The sequence below is a fragment of the Rhizobium sp. BT-226 genome (genome assembly GCF_025847085.2).
GTDB classification, from domain to species: Bacteria; Pseudomonadota; Alphaproteobacteria; order Rhizobiales; family Rhizobiaceae; genus Rhizobium; species Rhizobium sophorae.
Genome location: NZ_JAOYTI010000006.1, coordinates 132,134 through 149,599 on the forward strand (window position 1 = coordinate 132,134; position 17,466 = coordinate 149,599).

12 protein-coding genes are annotated in these 17,466 nt (G+C 61.9%); 4 read left to right on the forward strand and 8 right to left on the reverse strand.

The window, feature by feature from the left end:
• Positions 1 to 6: 6 nt before the first annotated feature.
• The 4 genes from OIU37_RS29865 to OIU37_RS29880 are packed head-to-tail and all read left to right on the forward strand — an operon-like array spanning position 7 to position 4,322.
• Positions 7 to 348 carry a sarcosine oxidase subunit delta gene (locus OIU37_RS29865; protein ID WP_027667789.1) on the forward strand — a complete coding sequence of 114 codons (342 nt, stop codon included), beginning with the start codon at positions 7 to 9 and terminating at the stop codon, positions 346 to 348.
• Positions 345 to 3,338: a sarcosine oxidase subunit alpha gene (locus OIU37_RS29870; RefSeq protein WP_264259542.1), complete on the forward strand. Its 2,994-nt coding sequence runs from the start codon at positions 345 to 347 to the stop codon at positions 3,336 to 3,338. Before OIU37_RS29865 ends, OIU37_RS29870 begins: the two co-directional genes overlap by 4 nt.
• A complete protein-coding gene (locus tag OIU37_RS29875; RefSeq protein WP_264259543.1) occupies positions 3,331 to 3,879 on the forward strand; it encodes a sarcosine oxidase subunit gamma in 549 nt (182 codons plus the stop codon). Before OIU37_RS29870 ends, OIU37_RS29875 begins: the two co-directional genes overlap by 8 nt.
• Before the next feature lie 44 nt (positions 3,880 to 3,923).
• Positions 3,924 to 4,322 carry a VOC family protein gene (locus OIU37_RS29880; protein WP_180696264.1) on the forward strand — a complete coding sequence of 133 codons (399 nt, stop codon included), beginning with the start codon at positions 3,924 to 3,926 and terminating at the stop codon, positions 4,320 to 4,322.
• Between the two features lie 15 nt (positions 4,323 to 4,337).
• Here the strand turns inward: OIU37_RS29880 and OIU37_RS29885 are convergent, their stop codons facing one another.
• From OIU37_RS29885 to OIU37_RS29920, 8 genes are all read right to left on the reverse strand, one after another.
• Positions 4,338 to 4,826: a MaoC family dehydratase gene (locus OIU37_RS29885; protein ID WP_171605499.1), complete on the reverse strand. Its 489-nt coding sequence runs from the start codon at positions 4,824 to 4,826 to the stop codon at positions 4,338 to 4,340.
• 90 nt (positions 4,827 to 4,916) lie between these two features.
• Complete coding sequence (glgX, locus tag OIU37_RS29890; protein ID WP_264259546.1) at positions 4,917 to 6,893, reverse strand: glycogen debranching protein GlgX; 1,977 nt, start codon at positions 6,891 to 6,893, stop codon at positions 4,917 to 4,919.
• A gap of 12 nt (positions 6,894 to 6,905) precedes the next feature.
• The gene (locus OIU37_RS29895; RefSeq protein ID WP_264259547.1) at positions 6,906 to 8,537 is read right to left on the reverse strand and encodes an alpha-D-glucose phosphate-specific phosphoglucomutase; all 1,632 of its coding nucleotides are present in this window, start codon (positions 8,535 to 8,537) and stop codon (positions 6,906 to 6,908) included.
• A gap of 6 nt (positions 8,538 to 8,543) precedes the next feature.
• Positions 8,544 to 9,986, reverse strand: a complete 1,443-nt coding sequence (gene glgA, locus OIU37_RS29900; RefSeq protein WP_264259548.1) for a glycogen synthase GlgA — start codon at positions 9,984 to 9,986, stop codon at positions 8,544 to 8,546.
• 3 nt (positions 9,987 to 9,989) lie between these two features.
• Positions 9,990 to 11,252: a glucose-1-phosphate adenylyltransferase gene (gene glgC / locus OIU37_RS29905; protein WP_171377110.1), complete on the reverse strand. Its 1,263-nt coding sequence runs from the start codon at positions 11,250 to 11,252 to the stop codon at positions 9,990 to 9,992.
• 19 nt (positions 11,253 to 11,271) lie between these two features.
• A complete protein-coding gene (glgB, locus tag OIU37_RS29910) occupies positions 11,272 to 13,479 on the reverse strand; it encodes a 1,4-alpha-glucan branching protein GlgB (protein ID WP_171605503.1) in 2,208 nt (735 codons plus the stop codon).
• On the reverse strand, positions 13,476 to 15,938 hold the full coding sequence (locus OIU37_RS29915; protein WP_168308587.1) for a glycogen/starch/alpha-glucan phosphorylase: 2,463 nt from the start codon (positions 15,936 to 15,938) through the stop codon (positions 13,476 to 13,478). Before OIU37_RS29915 ends, glgB begins: the two co-directional genes overlap by 4 nt.
• A gap of 276 nt (positions 15,939 to 16,214) precedes the next feature.
• Positions 16,215 to 17,441, reverse strand: coding sequence for a TadE/TadG family type IV pilus assembly protein (locus tag OIU37_RS29920; RefSeq protein WP_319004766.1), 1,227 nt, complete (start codon positions 17,439 to 17,441; stop codon positions 16,215 to 16,217).
• Positions 17,442 to 17,466: the final 25 nt, after the last annotated feature.

Here is a 17,466-nt window from a genome sequence, read left to right on the forward strand (position 1 = left end):
TAACACATGCTGCTGATCTATTGCCCATACTGTCAGGAAGAGCGCTCCGAGCTCGAATTCCGTGGCGCGGGTGACGCGCATATCGCGCGGCCCGCCGATATCGCCTCGATCTCGGACGAGGAATTCGAGGCCTATTTCTTTCTGCGCGACAATCCGAAGGGGCTGATCTTCGAACGCTGGCGGCACATTCACGGCTGCGGGCGCTTTTTCAACGCGGCGCGCGATACGGTGACCGATAAGTTCATCGTGACCTACAAGGCGGGTGAGCCGAAGCCTGAGATCGGTGCGGCGGCCGCGCAGCATGGGCCTGTCGAGACATATGAAGCCGTGGAAGGAGAGGCGCAATGAGCGGCGCGAACCGTATCGCCGGCAAGGGGCGCCTGACACCGGCCAGGACCGCGCGCTTCAGCTTCGACGGCAAGAACTATACGGCGCTCGAAGGCGATACCGTGGCCTCGGCGCTGATCGCCAACGGCGTGCATCTTCTGGGACGTTCGTTCAAATATCACCGGGCCCGCGGCATTCTGTCGGCAGGGGCCGAGGAGCCGAACGCGCTGATCGACGTTTCCCGCGATACGGCGCGCAAGCAGCCGAACGTGCGCGCCACCGTGCAGGAAGTTTTCGACGGCATGATCGTCAGCTCGCAGAACCGTTGGCCCTCGCTTGCCTTCGACGTCGGCGCGGTCAACAATCTGATGTCGCCGTTCTTCGCCGCCGGTTTCTACTACAAGACCTTCATGTGGCCGCGCGCCGCCTGGAAACACGTCTACGAACCGCTCATCCGTCGCGCCGCCGGCCTCGGCGTCGCCCCGACGGAGGAGGATCCGGACCATTATGCCAGCCGCTACGCCCATTGCGACGTGCTGGTGGTCGGCGCCGGTGTTGCCGGGCTTTCGGCGGCGCTGGCTGCGGCCGAGACCGGCGCGCGGGTGATCCTTTGCGACGAGCAGGCGGAAGCGGGCGGCGCATTGCGCTACGATACGGGCGTGACGATCGACGGACAGGACGGCAATAGCTGGGCACAGAAGGCCGTGGCGCGGCTGAAGGCGATGGACAATGTCGAGGTGCTCACCCGCACGACCGCCTTCGGCTACTACAACCACAATTTTATCGGTCTTGCCGAGCGCGTCACCGATCATATCGCCAAGCCTTCCCGCGATCTGCCGCGCGAGCGGCTTTGGCAGGTCCGGGCGAAGCGCGTGATCCTTGCCACCGGCGCGATCGAGCGGCACATGGTTTTTCCGAACAACGACCGGCCGGGCATCATGCTCGCCTCGGCGGGGCGGATGTACCTCAATCATTACGGCGTCGCGGTCGGGACCAAGGTCGGCATCTATACGGCGCATGATTCGGCCTATGAGGCGGCCTTCGATCTGAAACGATCCGGTGTTTCGATCGCCGCCATCGTCGATAGCAGGCAGGCGCCGGGAGCGGCGGTGCTGGCAGAGGCGCGGGCGCTCGGTATCGATGTTCTGGCCGGCCAATCGGTCGTCAACACGTCGGGGCGGCTGCGCATCTCGTCGATGACGGTGGCGCGCAACGGCGGCAGTTCGCCCCGCAAGATCGCGGTCGATGCGCTGCTGGTTTCGGCCGGCTGGACGCCGTCTGTCCATCTCTTCTCGCAGTCGCGCGGTAAAGTGGCCTTCGATGCAGAAAGCCAGCGCTTCCTGCCCGGCTCCTATGCGCAGGACTGCCTCTCGGTCGGCGCCTGCAACGGCACCGACGATCTGCAGCGGACGATCGAGGAATCGCTTGCCGCCGGCGAGCTGATGGCGCAGGCCACCGGCAGAAGCAGCGGCGAGAAGATCGCAATTTCGGCCGAGCAGGCTTATGAGTGGACGGGCGGCATGATCGGCGCTGCCGAAGGCGCCGGGCCAAAGAGCAACGCCAAGGCCTTCATCGATTTCCAGCATGACGTCTGCGCCAAGGATATCCGCCTTGCCGTGCGCGAGGGCATGCATTCGATTGAGCATATCAAGCGTTTCACGACCAACGGCATGGCCTCGGACCAGGGCAAGCTGTCCAACATGCATGGCCTGGCGATTGCCGCCGAAATGCTCGGCAAGGAAATCCCGCAGGTCGGACTCACCACCTTCCGTGCGCCCTATACGCCAGTCACCTACGGTACGCTGATCGGCCATTCGCGCGGAGAGCTGTTCGATCCGACGCGCAAGACGCCGCTGCACGACTGGGAAGAAGCCCATGGCGCGGTCTTCGAGGATGTTGGCAACTGGAAGCGTGCCTGGTTCTATCCGCAGGCTGGCGAGACCATGCACCAGGCGGTCGCTCGCGAATGCCGGACGGCACGCGAGGCGGCTGGTATCTTCGACGCCTCGACGCTCGGCAAGATCGAGGTGGTGGGGCCGGATGCGGCGGAATTCCTCAACCTCATCTACACCAATGCCTGGGATACGCTGAAACCCGGCAAGGCCCGCTACGGCATCATGACCCGCGAGGACGGCTTCGTTTATGACGACGGTGTTGTCGGGCGCCTGGCGGACGACCGTTTCCATGTGACGACGACGACCGGCGGCGCGCCGCGCGTTCTGCATCACATGGAAGATTACCTGCAGACGGAATTCCCGCATCTGAAGGTATGGCTGACCTCGGTAACCGAACAATGGGCTGTCATCGCCGTGCAGGGGCCGAAGGCGCGTGAGATCGTCGCCCCGCTGGTCGAGGGGCTCGATCTTTCGAACGAGGCCTTCCCGCATATGAGCGTTGCCGAGTGCACGGTCTGCGGCGTGCCGGCGCGGCTCTTCCGCGTGTCCTTCACCGGCGAAACCGGCTTCGAAATCAATGTGCCGGCCGATTACGGCCAGTCGGTGCTCGAAGCGGTCTGGGCCAATGCCGAACCGCTCGGGGCCTGCGTCTACGGCACGGAGACGATGCACGTTCTTCGCGCCGAGAGGGGTTACATCATCGTCGGGCAGGATACCGATGGGACGGTGACCCCCGATGACGCCGGACTTTCCTGGGCGGTTTCGAAGAAAAAGACGGATTTCGTCGGCATTCGCGGGTTGAAGCGGCCGGATCTCGTCAAGGACGGGCGCAAGCAGCTCGTCGGCCTCGTCACCAAGGATCCGAAGCTGGTGCTCGAAGAAGGCGCGCAGATCGTTGCGAGCCCGAACGAGCCGAAGCCGATGACCATGCTCGGCCACGTCACCTCAGCCTATTGGTCGGAAAATTGCGACAGGTCGATCGCCTTCGCGCTCGTCGCCGGCGGCCGGGCGCGGATGGGTGAGACGCTCTATGTGCCGATGCCGGACCGGACGATCGCCGTCGAGGTGACGGATCTGGTATTCTTTGACAAGGAAGGGGGCCGTATCCATGGCTGATGTCGCAATTCGCAAACCGGCGATTGCCGGACGTCTCGGCGGCTCCGCGGCGGTGCGGCTGACGACCGCTCCCACTGCCAGCCGGGTGGCGCTGCGCGCGCCGGCGGGATCGCTTGCAGCAATTTCCTCTGCTGTCGGCCTGGCGCTGCCGGATGCCCCGAAGACATCCGGCCGGGCCGGCGCCCGATCGGTGCTCTGGATTGGGCCGGACGAGTGGCTGGTGATCGACGAGGCTGGCGCCGATCTAATGGCAGCACTTTCCGGCGCCGGCACGCTGCATTCGGCGACCGACGTTTCCCACCGCAATGTCGCGATTATCGTCTCGGGACCGGGTGCCGAGGCGACGCTTTCGGCCGGCTGCCCGCAGGATCTGTCGCTTTTTTCCTTTCCGATCGGCGCCGCATCACGCACGATTTTTGGCAAGGCTGAAATCGTGCTTTTCCGTACGGAAGAAGACACGTTCCGGGTGGAGTGCTGGCGGTCGTTTTCGGATTATGTCTTCGGGCTGCTGAACGAGGCGGCTCATGACGCGGGGCACTGAGTCTCAGCAAATCGCGGGCGTGCGCTCGTTCAAGAGGTAAGCGGATGCTGCACCATGCCTCCCTCGGCGTTTCCGACATCGAGCGGTCGGCGGCATTTTATGATGCTGCCCTTGCTGCGCTCGGTTATATCAGGGTCTGGGACGATATCAGGCCGGGGCAAACAGGGCAGGCAGTCGGCTACGGTCCTCCCGGCGGCGGGGACAAGCTGGCGATCAAGCATCGCCCGGACGGTCAGCGTGCGCCCGGACCGGGTTTTCATCTGGCGTTTGCCGCGCCGAACCGCCAGGCGGTCGATCGGTTCTATGCGGCGGCAATCGCGCATGGCGGAAGCGACAATGGCCGTCCCGGCCTGCGGTCTCATTACGGTGAGCACTATTATGCGGCGTTCGTCATGGATCCCGACGGACACGCTCTCGAAGCTGTGTTCAATTCGGCCGAGTAACAAAAGCAGTTTTGCTCAGACGTCGTCGGGACGGTCCTTCGGGTCGAATTGGATGATGGTGATCCATTTTGCCGTCAGCGCCGGCTTCTTCTCGTTTTCGATCTCGATCGTGACGTCATAGGTGGTCATCAGCATGCCGGCGCCGCGGAAGCGGGCTTCGGAGAGCAGGAAGCGGCCGCGGACGCGGGCGCCGCTCTTCACCGGCGTCATGAAGCGGACGCGATCGAAGCCGTAGTTGATGCCCAGTGTCTGCTCGCGCACTTTCGGCAGGCAATTGTAGTTCATCGTCGACAGCAGAGACAGGGTCAGGAAGCCGTGGGCGATGGTGCCGCCGAAGGGGCTCTCGGCCGCCGCGCGTGCGGGATCAACGTGGATGAATTGATGGTCGTCGGTCGCCGACGCGAAGGCGTCGATCATCGTTTGGTCGACGGTGACCCAATCCGAAAGGCCCGTTTCCATGCCGATCAATCCCCGCACGTCGGAGAGTGAAATTTCCGTGACCATGAATTCCTCGTGAAATAAGCCGCCGCGGCAAAGCCTTATCGTGCATTTGTGACAATTGCGACAAGGATTTGCGCGAGGGAGGGGAGGCGGTCAATTTTCTACGAAAAAGGCAATCGAGCGCGGCTCGACGGTTGCGCGGCCACCGGTTTTCTTCGCTCCATCCGGGGTCAACTGGCGCCAGCTCGGTTCGCCCTCAGAAGGCAGCGTGAAAAATTGGCGGCTCCCCGAGCGGTTGAAAAGCACACCAAGCCGGGTCTGCCTGCCGCGAGAGGAGCGGTCACCGGTCGACAACAGCATGCCGAGGGTGGAGAGCGACGGCGTCTCCCATTCGGCAACGGTCATCGGCTCACCGGAGAGCGAAATCCATTCGACATCGCCGTTTCCTGACAGGAAGGCCGTTTCGGAGAAGACGGTGAAGCGGCGGCGCAGCCCCGCAACGAAGGCGGTGTGGGCGATGAGATCTCCGTCCAACGCTTTCCAGTCCAGCCAGGTGATCTCGTTGTCCTGGCAATAGGCGTTGTTGTTGCCGTGCTGGCTGCGGCCGCCCTCGTCGCCCGCCGTCAGCATGATGCTGCCGCGGGTGGCAAAAAGCGTTGAGATGAGCGCCATCACATCGTCCCGGCGACGCTTGCGGATCGTCGGATAGACGGTTTCCCCCTCGATGCCGTTGTTCCAAGAGTGGTTCTCGTTATGGCCGTCGCGATTGTGTTCGCCGTTGGCGTCGTTGTGCTTTCCGGCATATGAGACGAGATCGATCAGCGTGAAGCCATCATGGGCGGCGAGGAAATTGACGCTGCGCGTCTCCTTGCCGTCGTTGCGGGAGAAGATGTCGGAGGAGCCGGCGAGTGCGGTTGCAAGCGCGCCGGTCTTCCAATCGTCGCCGCGCCAGTAGCAGCGCAGGTCGTCGCGAACTCGGTCGTTCCATTCAAGGAAGAGCGGCGGGAAATTGCCGAGCTGGTAACCGCCCGGGCCGATATCCCAGGGTTCGGCGATCATGATCCGGTCGGCAAGCACATCGTCGGAGAGGATCGCGGCCAGTGTTCCCTCGCGTTCGAAGCCCGTCGCGGTGCGGCCGAGCACCGGGGCGAGATCGAAGCGAAAACCGTCGACGCCGGCGTTGAGCACGAAATGGCGCAGGCTGTCGATGACGAGGCGGCGAACCTCGGGATGATCGCAGGCGAGCGTGTTGCCGGTGCCTGTGTCGTTGACGAGTTCGCCCGGGCAATTCTGGGCGTGGCGATAATAATGCAGGTTGTCGAGGCCACGCAGCGACAGCGTCGCGCCGTAACGGTCGCTCTCGCCGGTATGGTTGAAGACGAGGTCGAGGATGACGGCGATACCTTCGGCATGGAGGGCTGCGACCGTCTCGCGCAGCTCGACCATGCCGCCGGGGACGAGCCGCGGATCGAGCGCCATGAAGGCGACGGGATTGTAGCCCCAGCCGTTGGTGAGGCCGAGCGGCGGCAAATGGCGTTCGTCGATCCAGGCGGTGATCGGCATCAGTTCGACGGCATCGACGCCAATCCGCTTCAGATGCGCGACGACGGAAGGATGGGCAAGGGCTGCGACCGTGCCGCGCTGGGCTTCCGGCACGTCGGGATGGAGAATGGTGAAGGGCCGCACCGCCACCTCATAGATAAAGCCGCCCGGCTTGAACAGCGGCTTGCGGATCGCGGCTCGGGTATCTGTGGTGACGATCGTCTTCGGCATCAGATCCTGGCTGTCCTCGCCAAAGATGCCGAGGCGGGGATCGTAGCGGAACGGCCTGTCGATCTCCTTGGCGTAGGGATCGATCAGCAGTTTGGAAGGATCGTACCAGAGGCCGTTATCGGGCGCATAGATACCGTCGGCGCGATAGCCGTAGCGCGCGCCCTCCTTCAGCCCGTCGACAAAGAGACGATGGAAGTAGTTGCTGTCGCGCGCCATCGGCAGGCGCGCGAATTCCCTGTTGCCGTCATCCTCGAAGAGGCAGAGTTCGATCTGTGCGGCATGATGCGACCACACGGCAAATTCGACGCCGGTCTCGAAGACGATCGCGCCGGCTCGCGCCGAACTGTTCCCCCGCATGTTCCCCCCGGATCAGGTGATCACGGTTGGCGCATCGCGTCCCGTGCGTTCACGAATGCTGGCTATGCTTTCGGCGGCGGCGATCAGATCGGCGAGCGCTTCCTGCGTTTCGATGTTGTGGCGAGTCGAATCCGGCTCGTAGCGCTCGATATAGACACGCAAGGTTGCGCCAGACGTGCCGGTGCCGGAGAGGCGGAGGACGACGCGCGAGCCGCCCTCGAAGAGCACGCGGATACCTTGATGCTCGCTCACCGATTTGTCGATCGGATCGTGGTAGGCGAAGTCGTCGGCCTTTTCGACCTTCAGGCTGCCGAAGCTCTTGCCGGGCAGGGTCGGAAGCTGGCTGCGGAGATTGTCCACCAGGCCGTTCGCCGCATCGGTATCGAGACCTTCGTAATCATGGCGCGAATAATAGTTGCGGCCGTAGGTCTGCCAGTGCTGGGTGACGATATCGGCGACGCTCTCGCCGCGCACGGCAAGAATGTTCAGCCACAGCAGCACGGCCCAGAGGCCGTCCTTTTCGCGGACGTGACTGGAGCCGGTGCCGGAGCTTTCCTCACCGCAGATCGTCGCCATGCCGGCGTCGAGCAGGTTGCCGAAGAATTTCCAGCCGGTCGGCGTTTCATACATGCCGATGCCGCGCTTTTCGGCGACGCGGTCGGCAGCACCCGATGTCGGCATCGAGCGGGCGATGCCGGCGAGGCCGCCGGAATAGCCTGGGGCGAGATTGGCGTTGGCGGCAAGGATCGCCAGGCTGTCGGAAGGCGTGACGAAGATGCCGCGGCCGATGATCAGGTTGCGGTCGCCGTCGCCGTCGGAAGCAGCGCCGAAATCGGGCGCGTCATCGCCCATCATCTCATCGAAGAGTTCCTTGCAGTGCACTGGGTTCGGGTCCGGATGATGGCCGCCGAAATCCGGCAGCGGCATGAAGTTGCGCACCGAACCCGAGGGCGCGCCGAGACGATTTTCGAAGATTTCCTTGGCATAGGGGCCAGTGACGGCGCTCATCCCATCAAAGGCAATGCGGAAGCCGAGGCTGATCAGATTGCGGATGGCGCCGAAATCGAACAGCTCTTCCATCAGCGCGGCATAGTCCTCGACCGGGTCGATGACCGAGAGGATCGTGCCGCCGGGAAGCTCGTCCTTGCCGATGCGGTCGAGATTGACATCGGCGAAATCGGCGATCTTGTAGCTGTCGATCGTCTTGGAGCGCGCATAGATCGCGTCGGTGATCTTTTCCGGCGCCGGGCCGCCATTGTTGATGTTGTATTTGATGCCGAAGTCTTCGGTCGGGCCGCCGGGATTGTGGCTGGCTGAGAGGATGATGCCGCCGAAAGCCTTGTATTTGCGGATGATGTGGGAAGCGGCCGGCGTCGACAGGATGCCGCCCTTGCCGACCATGACCTTGCCGAAACCATTGGCCGCGGCCATCTTGACCGCCTTCTGGATGACCTCGCGATTGTAGTAGCGTCCGTCGCCGCCGATGACAAGGCACTTGCCCTGATAGCCTTCCAGCGAATCGAAGATCGACTGGATGAAGTTCTCCGCATAGTTCGGCTGCTGGAAGACAGGAACCTTCTTGCGCAGGCCCGACGTGCCGGGTTTCTGGTCCAGATAGGGCGTGGTGGATACGGACTTGATCATTTTAGGTCACATGCCTTTCGAGACGAGGCTTGAATAGAGGGCAGCGTAGCGTTCGGCGCTCTTCTCCCAGGAGACATCCGATTTCATGCCCTGCTTTTGCAATTGGGTCCAGAGTTTTCGGTCCTGATAAAAATGCATCGCACGGCGGATTGCCTGTAGCATGCCTGTTTCTGTCACGGGGGCAAATTGTATGCCGGTTGCGACTTTCGCCGCAAGTGCGGCGTGATTGGCGTCGATCACGGTGTCATTCAACCCGCCGGTACGGGCGACGATCGGCACGCAGCCGTAACGCAGGCCGTAAAGCTGGGTCAGGCCGCAGGGCTCAAAACGCGAGGGGATGATGATCGCATCGCAGCCGGCCTGCATCAGGTGCGACATCGGCTCGTTATAGCCGATCGAAACGCCGATACGGCCGGGATGGCGGCTGGCGGAGGCGAGCAGTGCACCTTCAAGGGCGGCTTCGCCGGAGCCGAGCACGACGAGCTTGCCGCCCATGGCGACGATCTCATCGGCGACGTTGGCGACGATATCCATGCCCTTCTGCCAGGTAAGACGGCTGATGACGCAGAAGATCGGGGCGTCGTCATTGTCGAGGTGGAAGAATTCGGCGATCGAGCGGCGGTTCTCCTCGCGGTTCTTCAGCGTCGTTGGGCCATAATGGGTGTGGACGACAGGATCGGTCGACGGGTTCCAGATATCGGTGTCGATGCCGTTGACGATCCCGTGCAAATCGTCGAGGCGGCTGGCGATGACGCCCTCGAGCCCCATGCCGAATTCCGACGTCAGGATCTCATCGGCATAGGTGGGGCTGACGGTCGTGATCGCATGCGCGGTCTTCAGACCGCCCTTGAGGAAGCCGACAGTGCCGTAATATTCGATGCTTTCAGTGGCGAAGGCATGGGCAGGCAGGCGCAGGCCGGGAAAAATCTCGGAACCGAACTGGCCCTGGAAGGCGATATTGTGGATGGTCAGCACGCTCGGCAGTTCCGGCGTCGGGTAGTAACGCATATAGACCGACGTCAGCGCCGCCTGCCAGTCGTGGGTGTGGACGAGATCCGGCCGCCAGCCGGGCAGCAGGCCGGCGGCGATCTCGGAGGCAGCGAGCGACAGGGCGGCGAAACGACGCCAGTTGTCCGGATAGTCCTTGCCGAGCGGATCGAGATAGGGCCCGCCCGGCCTGTCGTAATAGGCCGGCGCATCGAGGATGAGCAGATCGAGGCCCTCGTGCTCAACCTCCAGCACGGTCGCCCGCTCACCGAGCAGGTCGGGGAATTCGAGCCTGACGACGGCGTCGCGAATGACCTTCATGACGGCGGGATAGCCGGGCAGGAGGGTCTTGGTCTCGACCCCGAAGGCTTTCAGAGTAATCGGCAGGGCGCCGGACACATCGGCCAGACCCCCTGTCTTGATCAAAGGGAAGACTTCGGACGAAACCGAAAGAACTTTCATAAGTCAGATATCCAGCTTGTCGATCATCGGTTGCGTGATCAGGCAGATGCCGCTTTCCGTCCGCCGGAAGCGTTTGGCATCGAGCTCGGGATCCTCGCCGACGACCAGGCCTTCCGGAATGACGACACCATGGTCGATCACCACATTCTTGAGCTGCGCGCGCCGCCCGATCTTCACGTTCGGCAGGATGACCGCTCCCTCCATCTTGGAGAAGGAATTGGCCCTGACACCGGTGAAGAGCAGGCTGTTGTTGAGGCTGGCGCCTGAAATGATGCAGTCGCCCGACACGACGGAGGACGTGGCCGAGCCGCGGCGATCCTCGTCGTCATGGACGAATTTCGCCGGCGGGGTGATCTCGGCATAGGTCCAGATCGGCCAGGACTTGTCGTAAATATCGAGCTCCGGAACGATCGCCGTCAGGTCGATATTGGCCTGCCAATAGGCGTCGATCGTGCCGACGTCGCGCCAGTAGGGCTCGTGCTCGAAATCGGAACGGACGCAGGACTTGGCGAAGCGATGGGCGACAGCCTTACCGTTCTTGACGATATAGGGGATGATGTCCTTGCCGAAGTCGCGGCTCGACGTCGGATCGGCAGCGTCGCGGCGCAGCGCATCGAGCAGGAACTTGGTGTGGAAGACGTAGATGCCCATCGAGGCGAGGGCGAAATCCGGCTTGTCGGGAATGGGTGGCGGATCGGCCGGTTTCTCGACGAAGGCGATGATCTCGTCCTTCTCGTTGACATGCATGACACCGAAGCCGACCGCTTCCATGCGCGGCACTTCCAGGCAGCCGATGGTGACGTCGGCGCCGGAATCGACGTGCTGCTGCAGCATCCATTCATAGTCCATCTTGTAGACATGGTCGCCCGCAAGAATGACCATGTATTCGACGCCGTAATCCTGGATGATGTCGATGTTCTGATAGACGGCGTCGGCCGTGCCTTCATACCATTGCGTCTCGGAGACGCGCTGGCTGGCGGGCAGAATGTCGAAGCTCTCGTTGCGTTCGGGGCGGAAGAAGTTCCAGCCGCGCTGCATGTGGCGGATCAGCGAATGCGCCTTGTATTGCGTGGCGACGCCGATGCGGCGGATGCCTGAATTCAGGGCGTTCGACAGGGCGAAATCGATGATGCGGGCCTTGCCGCCGAAATAGACGGCCGGCTTGGCACGCCGGTCGGTGAGTTCCTTGAGACGACTTCCCCTGCCGCCTGCCAGGACATAAGCCATTGCATCGCGGGCAAGTGGCTGAACGCGCTTTTCTACCATTTTCTCCTCCCACCAGTCACTAATTTTCAGGTTCAAGCATGATTGTCGCCAAGGGCGGCAAGGTGATCGAGCAGGTGATGTCGCCGCCGGCATCGACGGCCTGCACGCGCCCGCCATTGCCCTTGCCGCTGCCGCCGTAGATGTCGGCATCGGTATTCAGGATTTCCCGCCAGCGGCCTGCGGACGGCAGGCGGATCGAGTAATTCTCGCGATAGACAGGCGTGAAATTGGTGATGACGGCGACCGGCTTCTGGCCCGGCGCCTTGCGCAGCCAGGCAAAGACGGAATTCTGGTGGTCGTCGGCGACCAGCCATTCGAAACCTTCGCCCTCGCAGTCACGCGCATGCAGCGCCGGCTTGCTGCGATAGGTGAAATTGAGGTCGCGCACCAAGCGCCGCATGCCCTCGTGCATGCGATACTGAAGCAGGTTCCAGTCGAGTGCCTTCTCTTCGCTCCACTCGCTCCACTGGGCGAATTCCTGGCCCATGAACAAGAGCTTCTTGCCGGGATAGCCCCACATATAGGCGTAGTAGGCGCGCAGATTGGCGAATTTCTGCCAGTCGTCGCCCGGCATCTTGGCGATCAGCGAGCCTTTCCCGTGCACAACCTCGTCATGCGAGAGCGGCAGGACGAAATTTTCCGAATAGGCGTAGAGCAGGCCGAAGGTGAGCTCGTTGTGATGGTGCCCGCGATAGATGGGATCGCGGCTCATGTAGCTCAGCGTGTCGTGCATGAAGCCCATGTTCCACTTGAATCCGAAGCCGAGGCCACCTTCATGCACGGGCTGCGAGACCTTCGGCCAGGAGGTCGATTCCTCGGCGATGGTCATGACATTGGAATTTTTGCCGTAGATGCGGATATTGAGATCCTGCAGAAAACGAACGGCTTCGAGGTTCTCGTTGCCGCCATATTCGTTCGGGATCCATTCGCCGTGCTTGCGCGAATAATCGAGGTAGAGCATCGAGGCGACGGCATCGACACGCAGACCGTCGAGGTGGAATTTCTCGGCCCAGTAGAGCGCGTTGTTGACGAGATAGGAAACGACCTCGGTGCGGCCGAAATTGTAGATCGCCGTGCTCCAGTCCGGGTGGAAGCCCTTGCGCGGGTCTTCGTGCTCGTAGAGCGCCGTGCCGTCGAACCAGCCGAGGCCGTGTTCGTCGGTCGGGAAATGCGCCGGCACCCAGTCGAGGATGACGCCGATGCCGACCTTGTGGCAGCCGTTGACGAAACGGGCAAAGCCTTCCGGCTCGCCGAAACGCGCGGTCGGCGCGTAGAGGCCGGTCGTCTGGTAACCCCAGGAGGGGTCGTAGGGGTACTCGGTGATCGGCAGGAACTCGATATGGGTGAAGCCCATATCGGCGCAATAGGGGATGAGGCTGGAGGCGAGCTCGTCCCAGGACAGCATCGTGCCGTCCTGCCGACGTTGCCAGGAGGCGGCATGCACCTCGTAGATCGAGATCGGCTGGCGGCGCTTGTCGGTCTCGCGCCAGTGCTTCAGATGGGCTTCGTCTTCCCATTCCTGCTCCAGCTCGGCGGCGGTGATCGAGGCGGTCTTCGGCCGCAGCTCGCTGCGCCGCGCGAAGGGATCGGCCTTCAGCGGCAGCAATACGCCGTCCTGGCCGCGGATCTCGAACTTGTAGGCGACGCCGATAGGTACGTCAGGGGCAAAGATTTCCCAGATGCCGCTGTCGGCACGGAAGCGCATCACGTGGCGGCGGCCGTCCCAATTGTTGAAATCACCGACGACGGAGACGCGCTGCGCATTCGGCGCCCAGACGGCGAAATGGATGCCCTGGGCGCCGTCATGCTTGATGAGGTGGGCGCCCATCTTGTCGAACAGGCGCAGGTGCGAGCCCTCGCGGGCGAAATAATCGTCCATCGGTCCGAGCACCGGACCGAAGCTGTAGGGATCGGTGACAGCCCATTCGGCATCGCCGCGCCGGGCGCGGTAACGCACCGGCTGGAGCTTTGTGAGGGAAACCGGGCCGGCGAAGACGCCGTCGGCATGGAGTTGCTTCAGTTCGCCGATGACGCCGCCATCGAGCGTCATGGCGGTCACTTCCTCCGCGCCCGGGATAAAACACCGGGCGACGAAAGCGTCGCCGGCCTGGTGCACACCTAGGACGGCAAAGGGATTGGAATGCGAGCCGGCAAGGATCGCCGTGATTTCATCTGCCGAAATTTCCCAGGAAAGCTTTACTTCAGGGACGGTTTTCGGCGTTTTCATCCGGCTCTCCAGATTTCGTCTGCATATTGCCTGATCGTACGGTCGGAAGAGAACCAGCCCATACGCGCCGTATTGTTGATCGTCTTGGTGTACCAGGCGGACTGGTTGGTCCAGATCTGGTCGACGTCGCGCTGGGCCTGGGCGTAGGCGTCGAAATCGGCCGCGACCATGAACCAATCGTGCGAATAGATGCCGTCGATCAGCGCCGTGTAACGGTTGCGGTCATCGGGTGAGAAGACGCCGGAGCCAATGGCGGCAAGCGCCTGGGCGAGTTCGCGCGATCCCTCGATGATGGCGCGGGGATTGTGGCCATCGCTGCGGACTTTCGACACCTCGTCGGCCTTGAGGCCGAAGATGACGATGTTGTCCTCGCCGACATTGTCGCGCATCTCGACATTTGCGCCATCGAGCGTGCCGATCGTCAGCGCGCCGTTCAGGCCGAACTTCATGTTGCCGGTGCCGGATGCTTCCATGCCGGCGGTCGAGATCTGCTCAGAAAGGTCGGCGGCCGGAACCATGACTTCGGCGAGCGAGACATTGTAGTTTGGGACAAAGACGATCTTCAGCAGGCCGCGCACCGACGGGTCGTTGTTGATCGTGCGGGAGACGTCGTTGATCAGCTTGATGATGAGCTTGGCATTGTAATAACTCGGCGCCGCCTTGCCGGCGAAGAGTTTCACGCGCGGCACCCAGTCGAGCTCGGGATGCGAGCGGATCTGGTCGTAGAGCGCGACGGCCTCGATGATGTTCAGTAGCTGGCGCTTGTATTCGTGGATGCGCTTGATCTGGATGTCGAACATTGCCGACGGATCGAGCTTCACGCCCATGCGGCTGGCGACGAGGTTGGAGAGTGCAACCTTGTTGGCGCGCTTTATCGCCGCGAATTTCTGCTGGAAAGCCGGATCGGAGGAATGCACGTCGAGTGCACGCAGCTTTTCGGCATCATCGAGGAATTCGTCGCCGATCGCCTCGCGGATTAGGCCGGTGAGACCGGGATTACACTGCTGCAGCCAGCGGCGCGGCGTGATGCCGTTGGTCTTGTTGTTGATGCGGTCGGGATAGAGCTTATGCAGATCGGCGAAGACCGTGACCTTCATCAGGTCGGTGTGCAGGGCCGAGACGCCGTTGATCGAATGGGAGCCGACGAAAGCGAGGTTGCCCATGCGCACGCGGCGGTCGCCACTTTCATCGATCAGCGAGATCGAGCGGATTTCCCCGTCGGAGAAGTTCTTGCCCTTGCGGGCGTCGATCAGGATCTTGGCATTGATCGCATAGATGATCTGCATGTGGCGCGGCAGCAGGCGCTCGAACAGCGGCACCGACCAGCTTTCCAACGCTTCGGGCAGCAGCGTGTGGTTGGTGTAGGAGAAGGTATGGCGAGTGATTTCCCAGGCCTGATCGAAATCCATTCCGTGAACGTCACAGAGCAGGCGCACGAGTTCGGCGACCGAGACGGCGGGGTGAGTGTCGTTCAACTGGATCGCCACCTTGTCCGGCAGCGAGGTGAAATCGTCATATTGCTGCAGATGGCGACGCAGGATGTCCTGCAGCGAGGCCGACGAGAAGAAGAATTCCTGGCGCAGGCGCAGTTCCTGGCCGGCCGGGGTGGCGTCGGCAGGATAGAGAACCCGGGTCAGGCTTTCGGCCTTGTTGCTTTCGCGCAGCGCGCCGATGTGGTCGCCGGCGTTGAAGGCATCGAGCAGGATCGGATCGATCGGCTGCGCCGACCAGAGGCGCAGCGTGTTGACGCGCTTGCCGCGCCAGCCGACGGCCGGCGTGTCGAAAGCGGCGGCGATGACACGCTCGGCCGGTTTCCAGACATAGCGCGGCTGGTCGTCATGGGTGGTGATGAATTCGACGGCGCCGCCGAAGCCGATTTCATAGGAACTCTCGCGGCGCTCGAATTCCCAGGGATTGCCGTGGGCGAGCCAGTTTTCCGGCAGTTCCACCTGCCAGCCGTCGGCCATCTGCTGGCGGAAGAGACCGTGGACATAGCGGATGCCGTAGCCATAGGCGGGCACGTCGACCGTTGCCATGCTCTCCATGAAGCAGGCGGCCAGACGGCCGAGGCCACCGTTGCCGAGTGCAGCATCCGGCTCCAGGCCGGCAATGACGTTGACGTCGACCCCGAGCGAGGCGAGCGCATCGCGCACCTCCTCCATCAGGCCGAGGTTCGAGATGGCGTCGCGCATCAGGCGGCCGATCAGGAACTCGAGGGACAGATAATAGACGCGCTTGGCGCCGGTCGCATAAACCTCGCGGGTGGAAGCCATCCACTTGTCGATGATGCGGTCGCGCACCACCAGGATCGTCGCCGTCAGCCAGTCATGCGGCTTTGCCACCTTGGCATCCTTGCCGATGCGGTAGGTCAGACGTTCGATGATTTCTTCGGCGAGAATTTCCGGCTTTGAGCTGCGCGGGGCGGGGGAGGGGATGATCGGCTTGGAAACAGTGTTCATCGTCAGGTCTCGCCAATTTTAATTTGGTTTCAGGATGTTATGCCTGATTCAATCAATTTGTCGCTTGCGCCAGCGACAGTTTATGCATCGTTACTAAGCACTTGCAACAAAGGATTTGGACAAACGAAAAATTTGCGAAACCTTCATATTCACGCGGGTCGAGACGCTTGATTTCAATCGTTTTTCCCGATCTGATGGGAGGATAGCGATAACGAAAAGCCGCTCCGGTTTGTTCCGGAGCGGCTTTTTTATCGACCGCGCAGCTGATTCCGTGACTTAGTTCGTCAGACGGGTAATCGAGCTTGTCGCCTTCGCGGCGATGTCGCCGAAATCTTCGACCAGTTTGGCCATGTTGTCGGGAGCATAATAGTTGGTGGTACTGCTTGCGCAGGCCTGCAGCAGATCCTTACCCTTCTGCGGAGCCATGAAGGCAATGGTAAAGATGGTAATGCCATCGCCCTTTACCGCAGTGCAGAGATCGCGGACTTCCTTGTCAATCGGCTGGCTCCAAAAACTACTGTCGCCCGTCATTTCACCGTCGGTCATCAGGATAATATATCGTTGGAAACTGTCGTTATTCTTGGATTCGTGCTGCCTGGTCTCCGTATCGGTGCCGTCGGTTGAGGACTTCAGAGCCTTGAAAGCCGTATCGAGGGCATCACTCGCGTCTGTGCCGCCGGTCGGCTTATAGGGGAGAGCCGAGACGTAGTTCGCGGCGTCCGCGGTGCCCCAATTGATCGCCTTGGCCGCCTGTTGTTTGTCCGTATAGGAGACAGCGCCGACACGGACGAGTTCGTGCTCCGGATCGGCTTTGTTAAGTTCGGTGAAAAGCCCGGCGGCGGCTGTCTGCAATGCCTCGATCTTGCGGGTATAGCAATCGGACTTCAAATCTTTGTCCGGATTCGGCCAACTGTCTTTAGTGTAGTTGTCACATTTCGGCGGCGTCGTTTTCTTCTGATCGGTTATGAAAGACATCGAACCGGAGCGGTCGAGGACCAGATACATCGAGAGTGCGCCCTGTGTATCGGTCTGGCCGTTCTCGCCGGTGCTTGTCGCGCTGATGTTCTGCGTCGTCTTACCGAAGACGCGCATCAGGGGACTGAGCGGAAGGTTGAAGGACGTGTTGACATCGACCTTGAAGATCTTGCTTTTCGTGCCGTTCGCCGTGGTCGTGACGTTGACGTTCGTTGCATCCTTGATCGAGCCTTGGACGGAATTCTTCGCAAGAACCTGCGCCATCTGTCCGGCGACAAAATTCTTGGCAAGGCTTTTCGCGCCGGCCTCGTCAGTCTTCTCATTGGCGAGCGCGGTCGCTGCCGCGAGAGCCGCCGAGTCGGTGGCTTCCTGCAATTCGCGCTTCGACAGCGCCATGTTTGAATAGTCGATCGCCAGGCCGGCGGCACCGAGCAGGACGGGTATCATGATCGCCGTCATCATACCGAAATTACCGCCACGGTCGCCAAGCATGCGACGTAGGCAGGGATGCAAAGAGGAGGTGCTCATCATGTTCACCCGTATAGGAGGCCCT

Coding starts and splice junctions, on each gene's coding strand:
- OIU37_RS29865 (WP_027667789.1), top strand. CDS start 7: ATGCTGCTGATCTATTGCCCATACTGTCAGGAAGAGCGCTCCGAGCTC.
- glgB (WP_171605503.1), bottom strand. CDS start 13,479: ATGAAAACGCCGAAAACCGTCCCTGAAGTAAAGCTTTCCTGGGAAATT.
- glgX (WP_264259546.1), bottom strand. CDS start 6,893: ATGCGGGGGAACAGTTCGGCGCGAGCCGGCGCGATCGTCTTCGAGACC.
- OIU37_RS29885 (WP_171605499.1), bottom strand. CDS start 4,826: ATGGTCACGGAAATTTCACTCTCCGACGTGCGGGGATTGATCGGCATG.
- glgA (WP_264259548.1), bottom strand. CDS start 9,986: ATGAAAGTTCTTTCGGTTTCGTCCGAAGTCTTCCCTTTGATCAAGACA.
- OIU37_RS29875 (WP_264259543.1), top strand. CDS start 3,331: ATGGCTGATGTCGCAATTCGCAAACCGGCGATTGCCGGACGTCTCGGC.
- OIU37_RS29870 (WP_264259542.1), top strand. CDS start 345: ATGAGCGGCGCGAACCGTATCGCCGGCAAGGGGCGCCTGACACCGGCC.
- OIU37_RS29895 (WP_264259547.1), bottom strand. CDS start 8,537: ATGATCAAGTCCGTATCCACCACGCCCTATCTGGACCAGAAACCCGGC.
- glgC (WP_171377110.1), bottom strand. CDS start 11,252: ATGGTAGAAAAGCGCGTTCAGCCACTTGCCCGCGATGCAATGGCTTAT.
- OIU37_RS29920 (WP_319004766.1), bottom strand. CDS start 17,441: ATGAGCACCTCCTCTTTGCATCCCTGCCTACGTCGCATGCTTGGCGAC.
- OIU37_RS29915 (WP_168308587.1), bottom strand. CDS start 15,938: ATGAACACTGTTTCCAAGCCGATCATCCCCTCCCCCGCCCCGCGCAGC.
- OIU37_RS29880 (WP_180696264.1), top strand. CDS start 3,924: ATGCTGCACCATGCCTCCCTCGGCGTTTCCGACATCGAGCGGTCGGCG.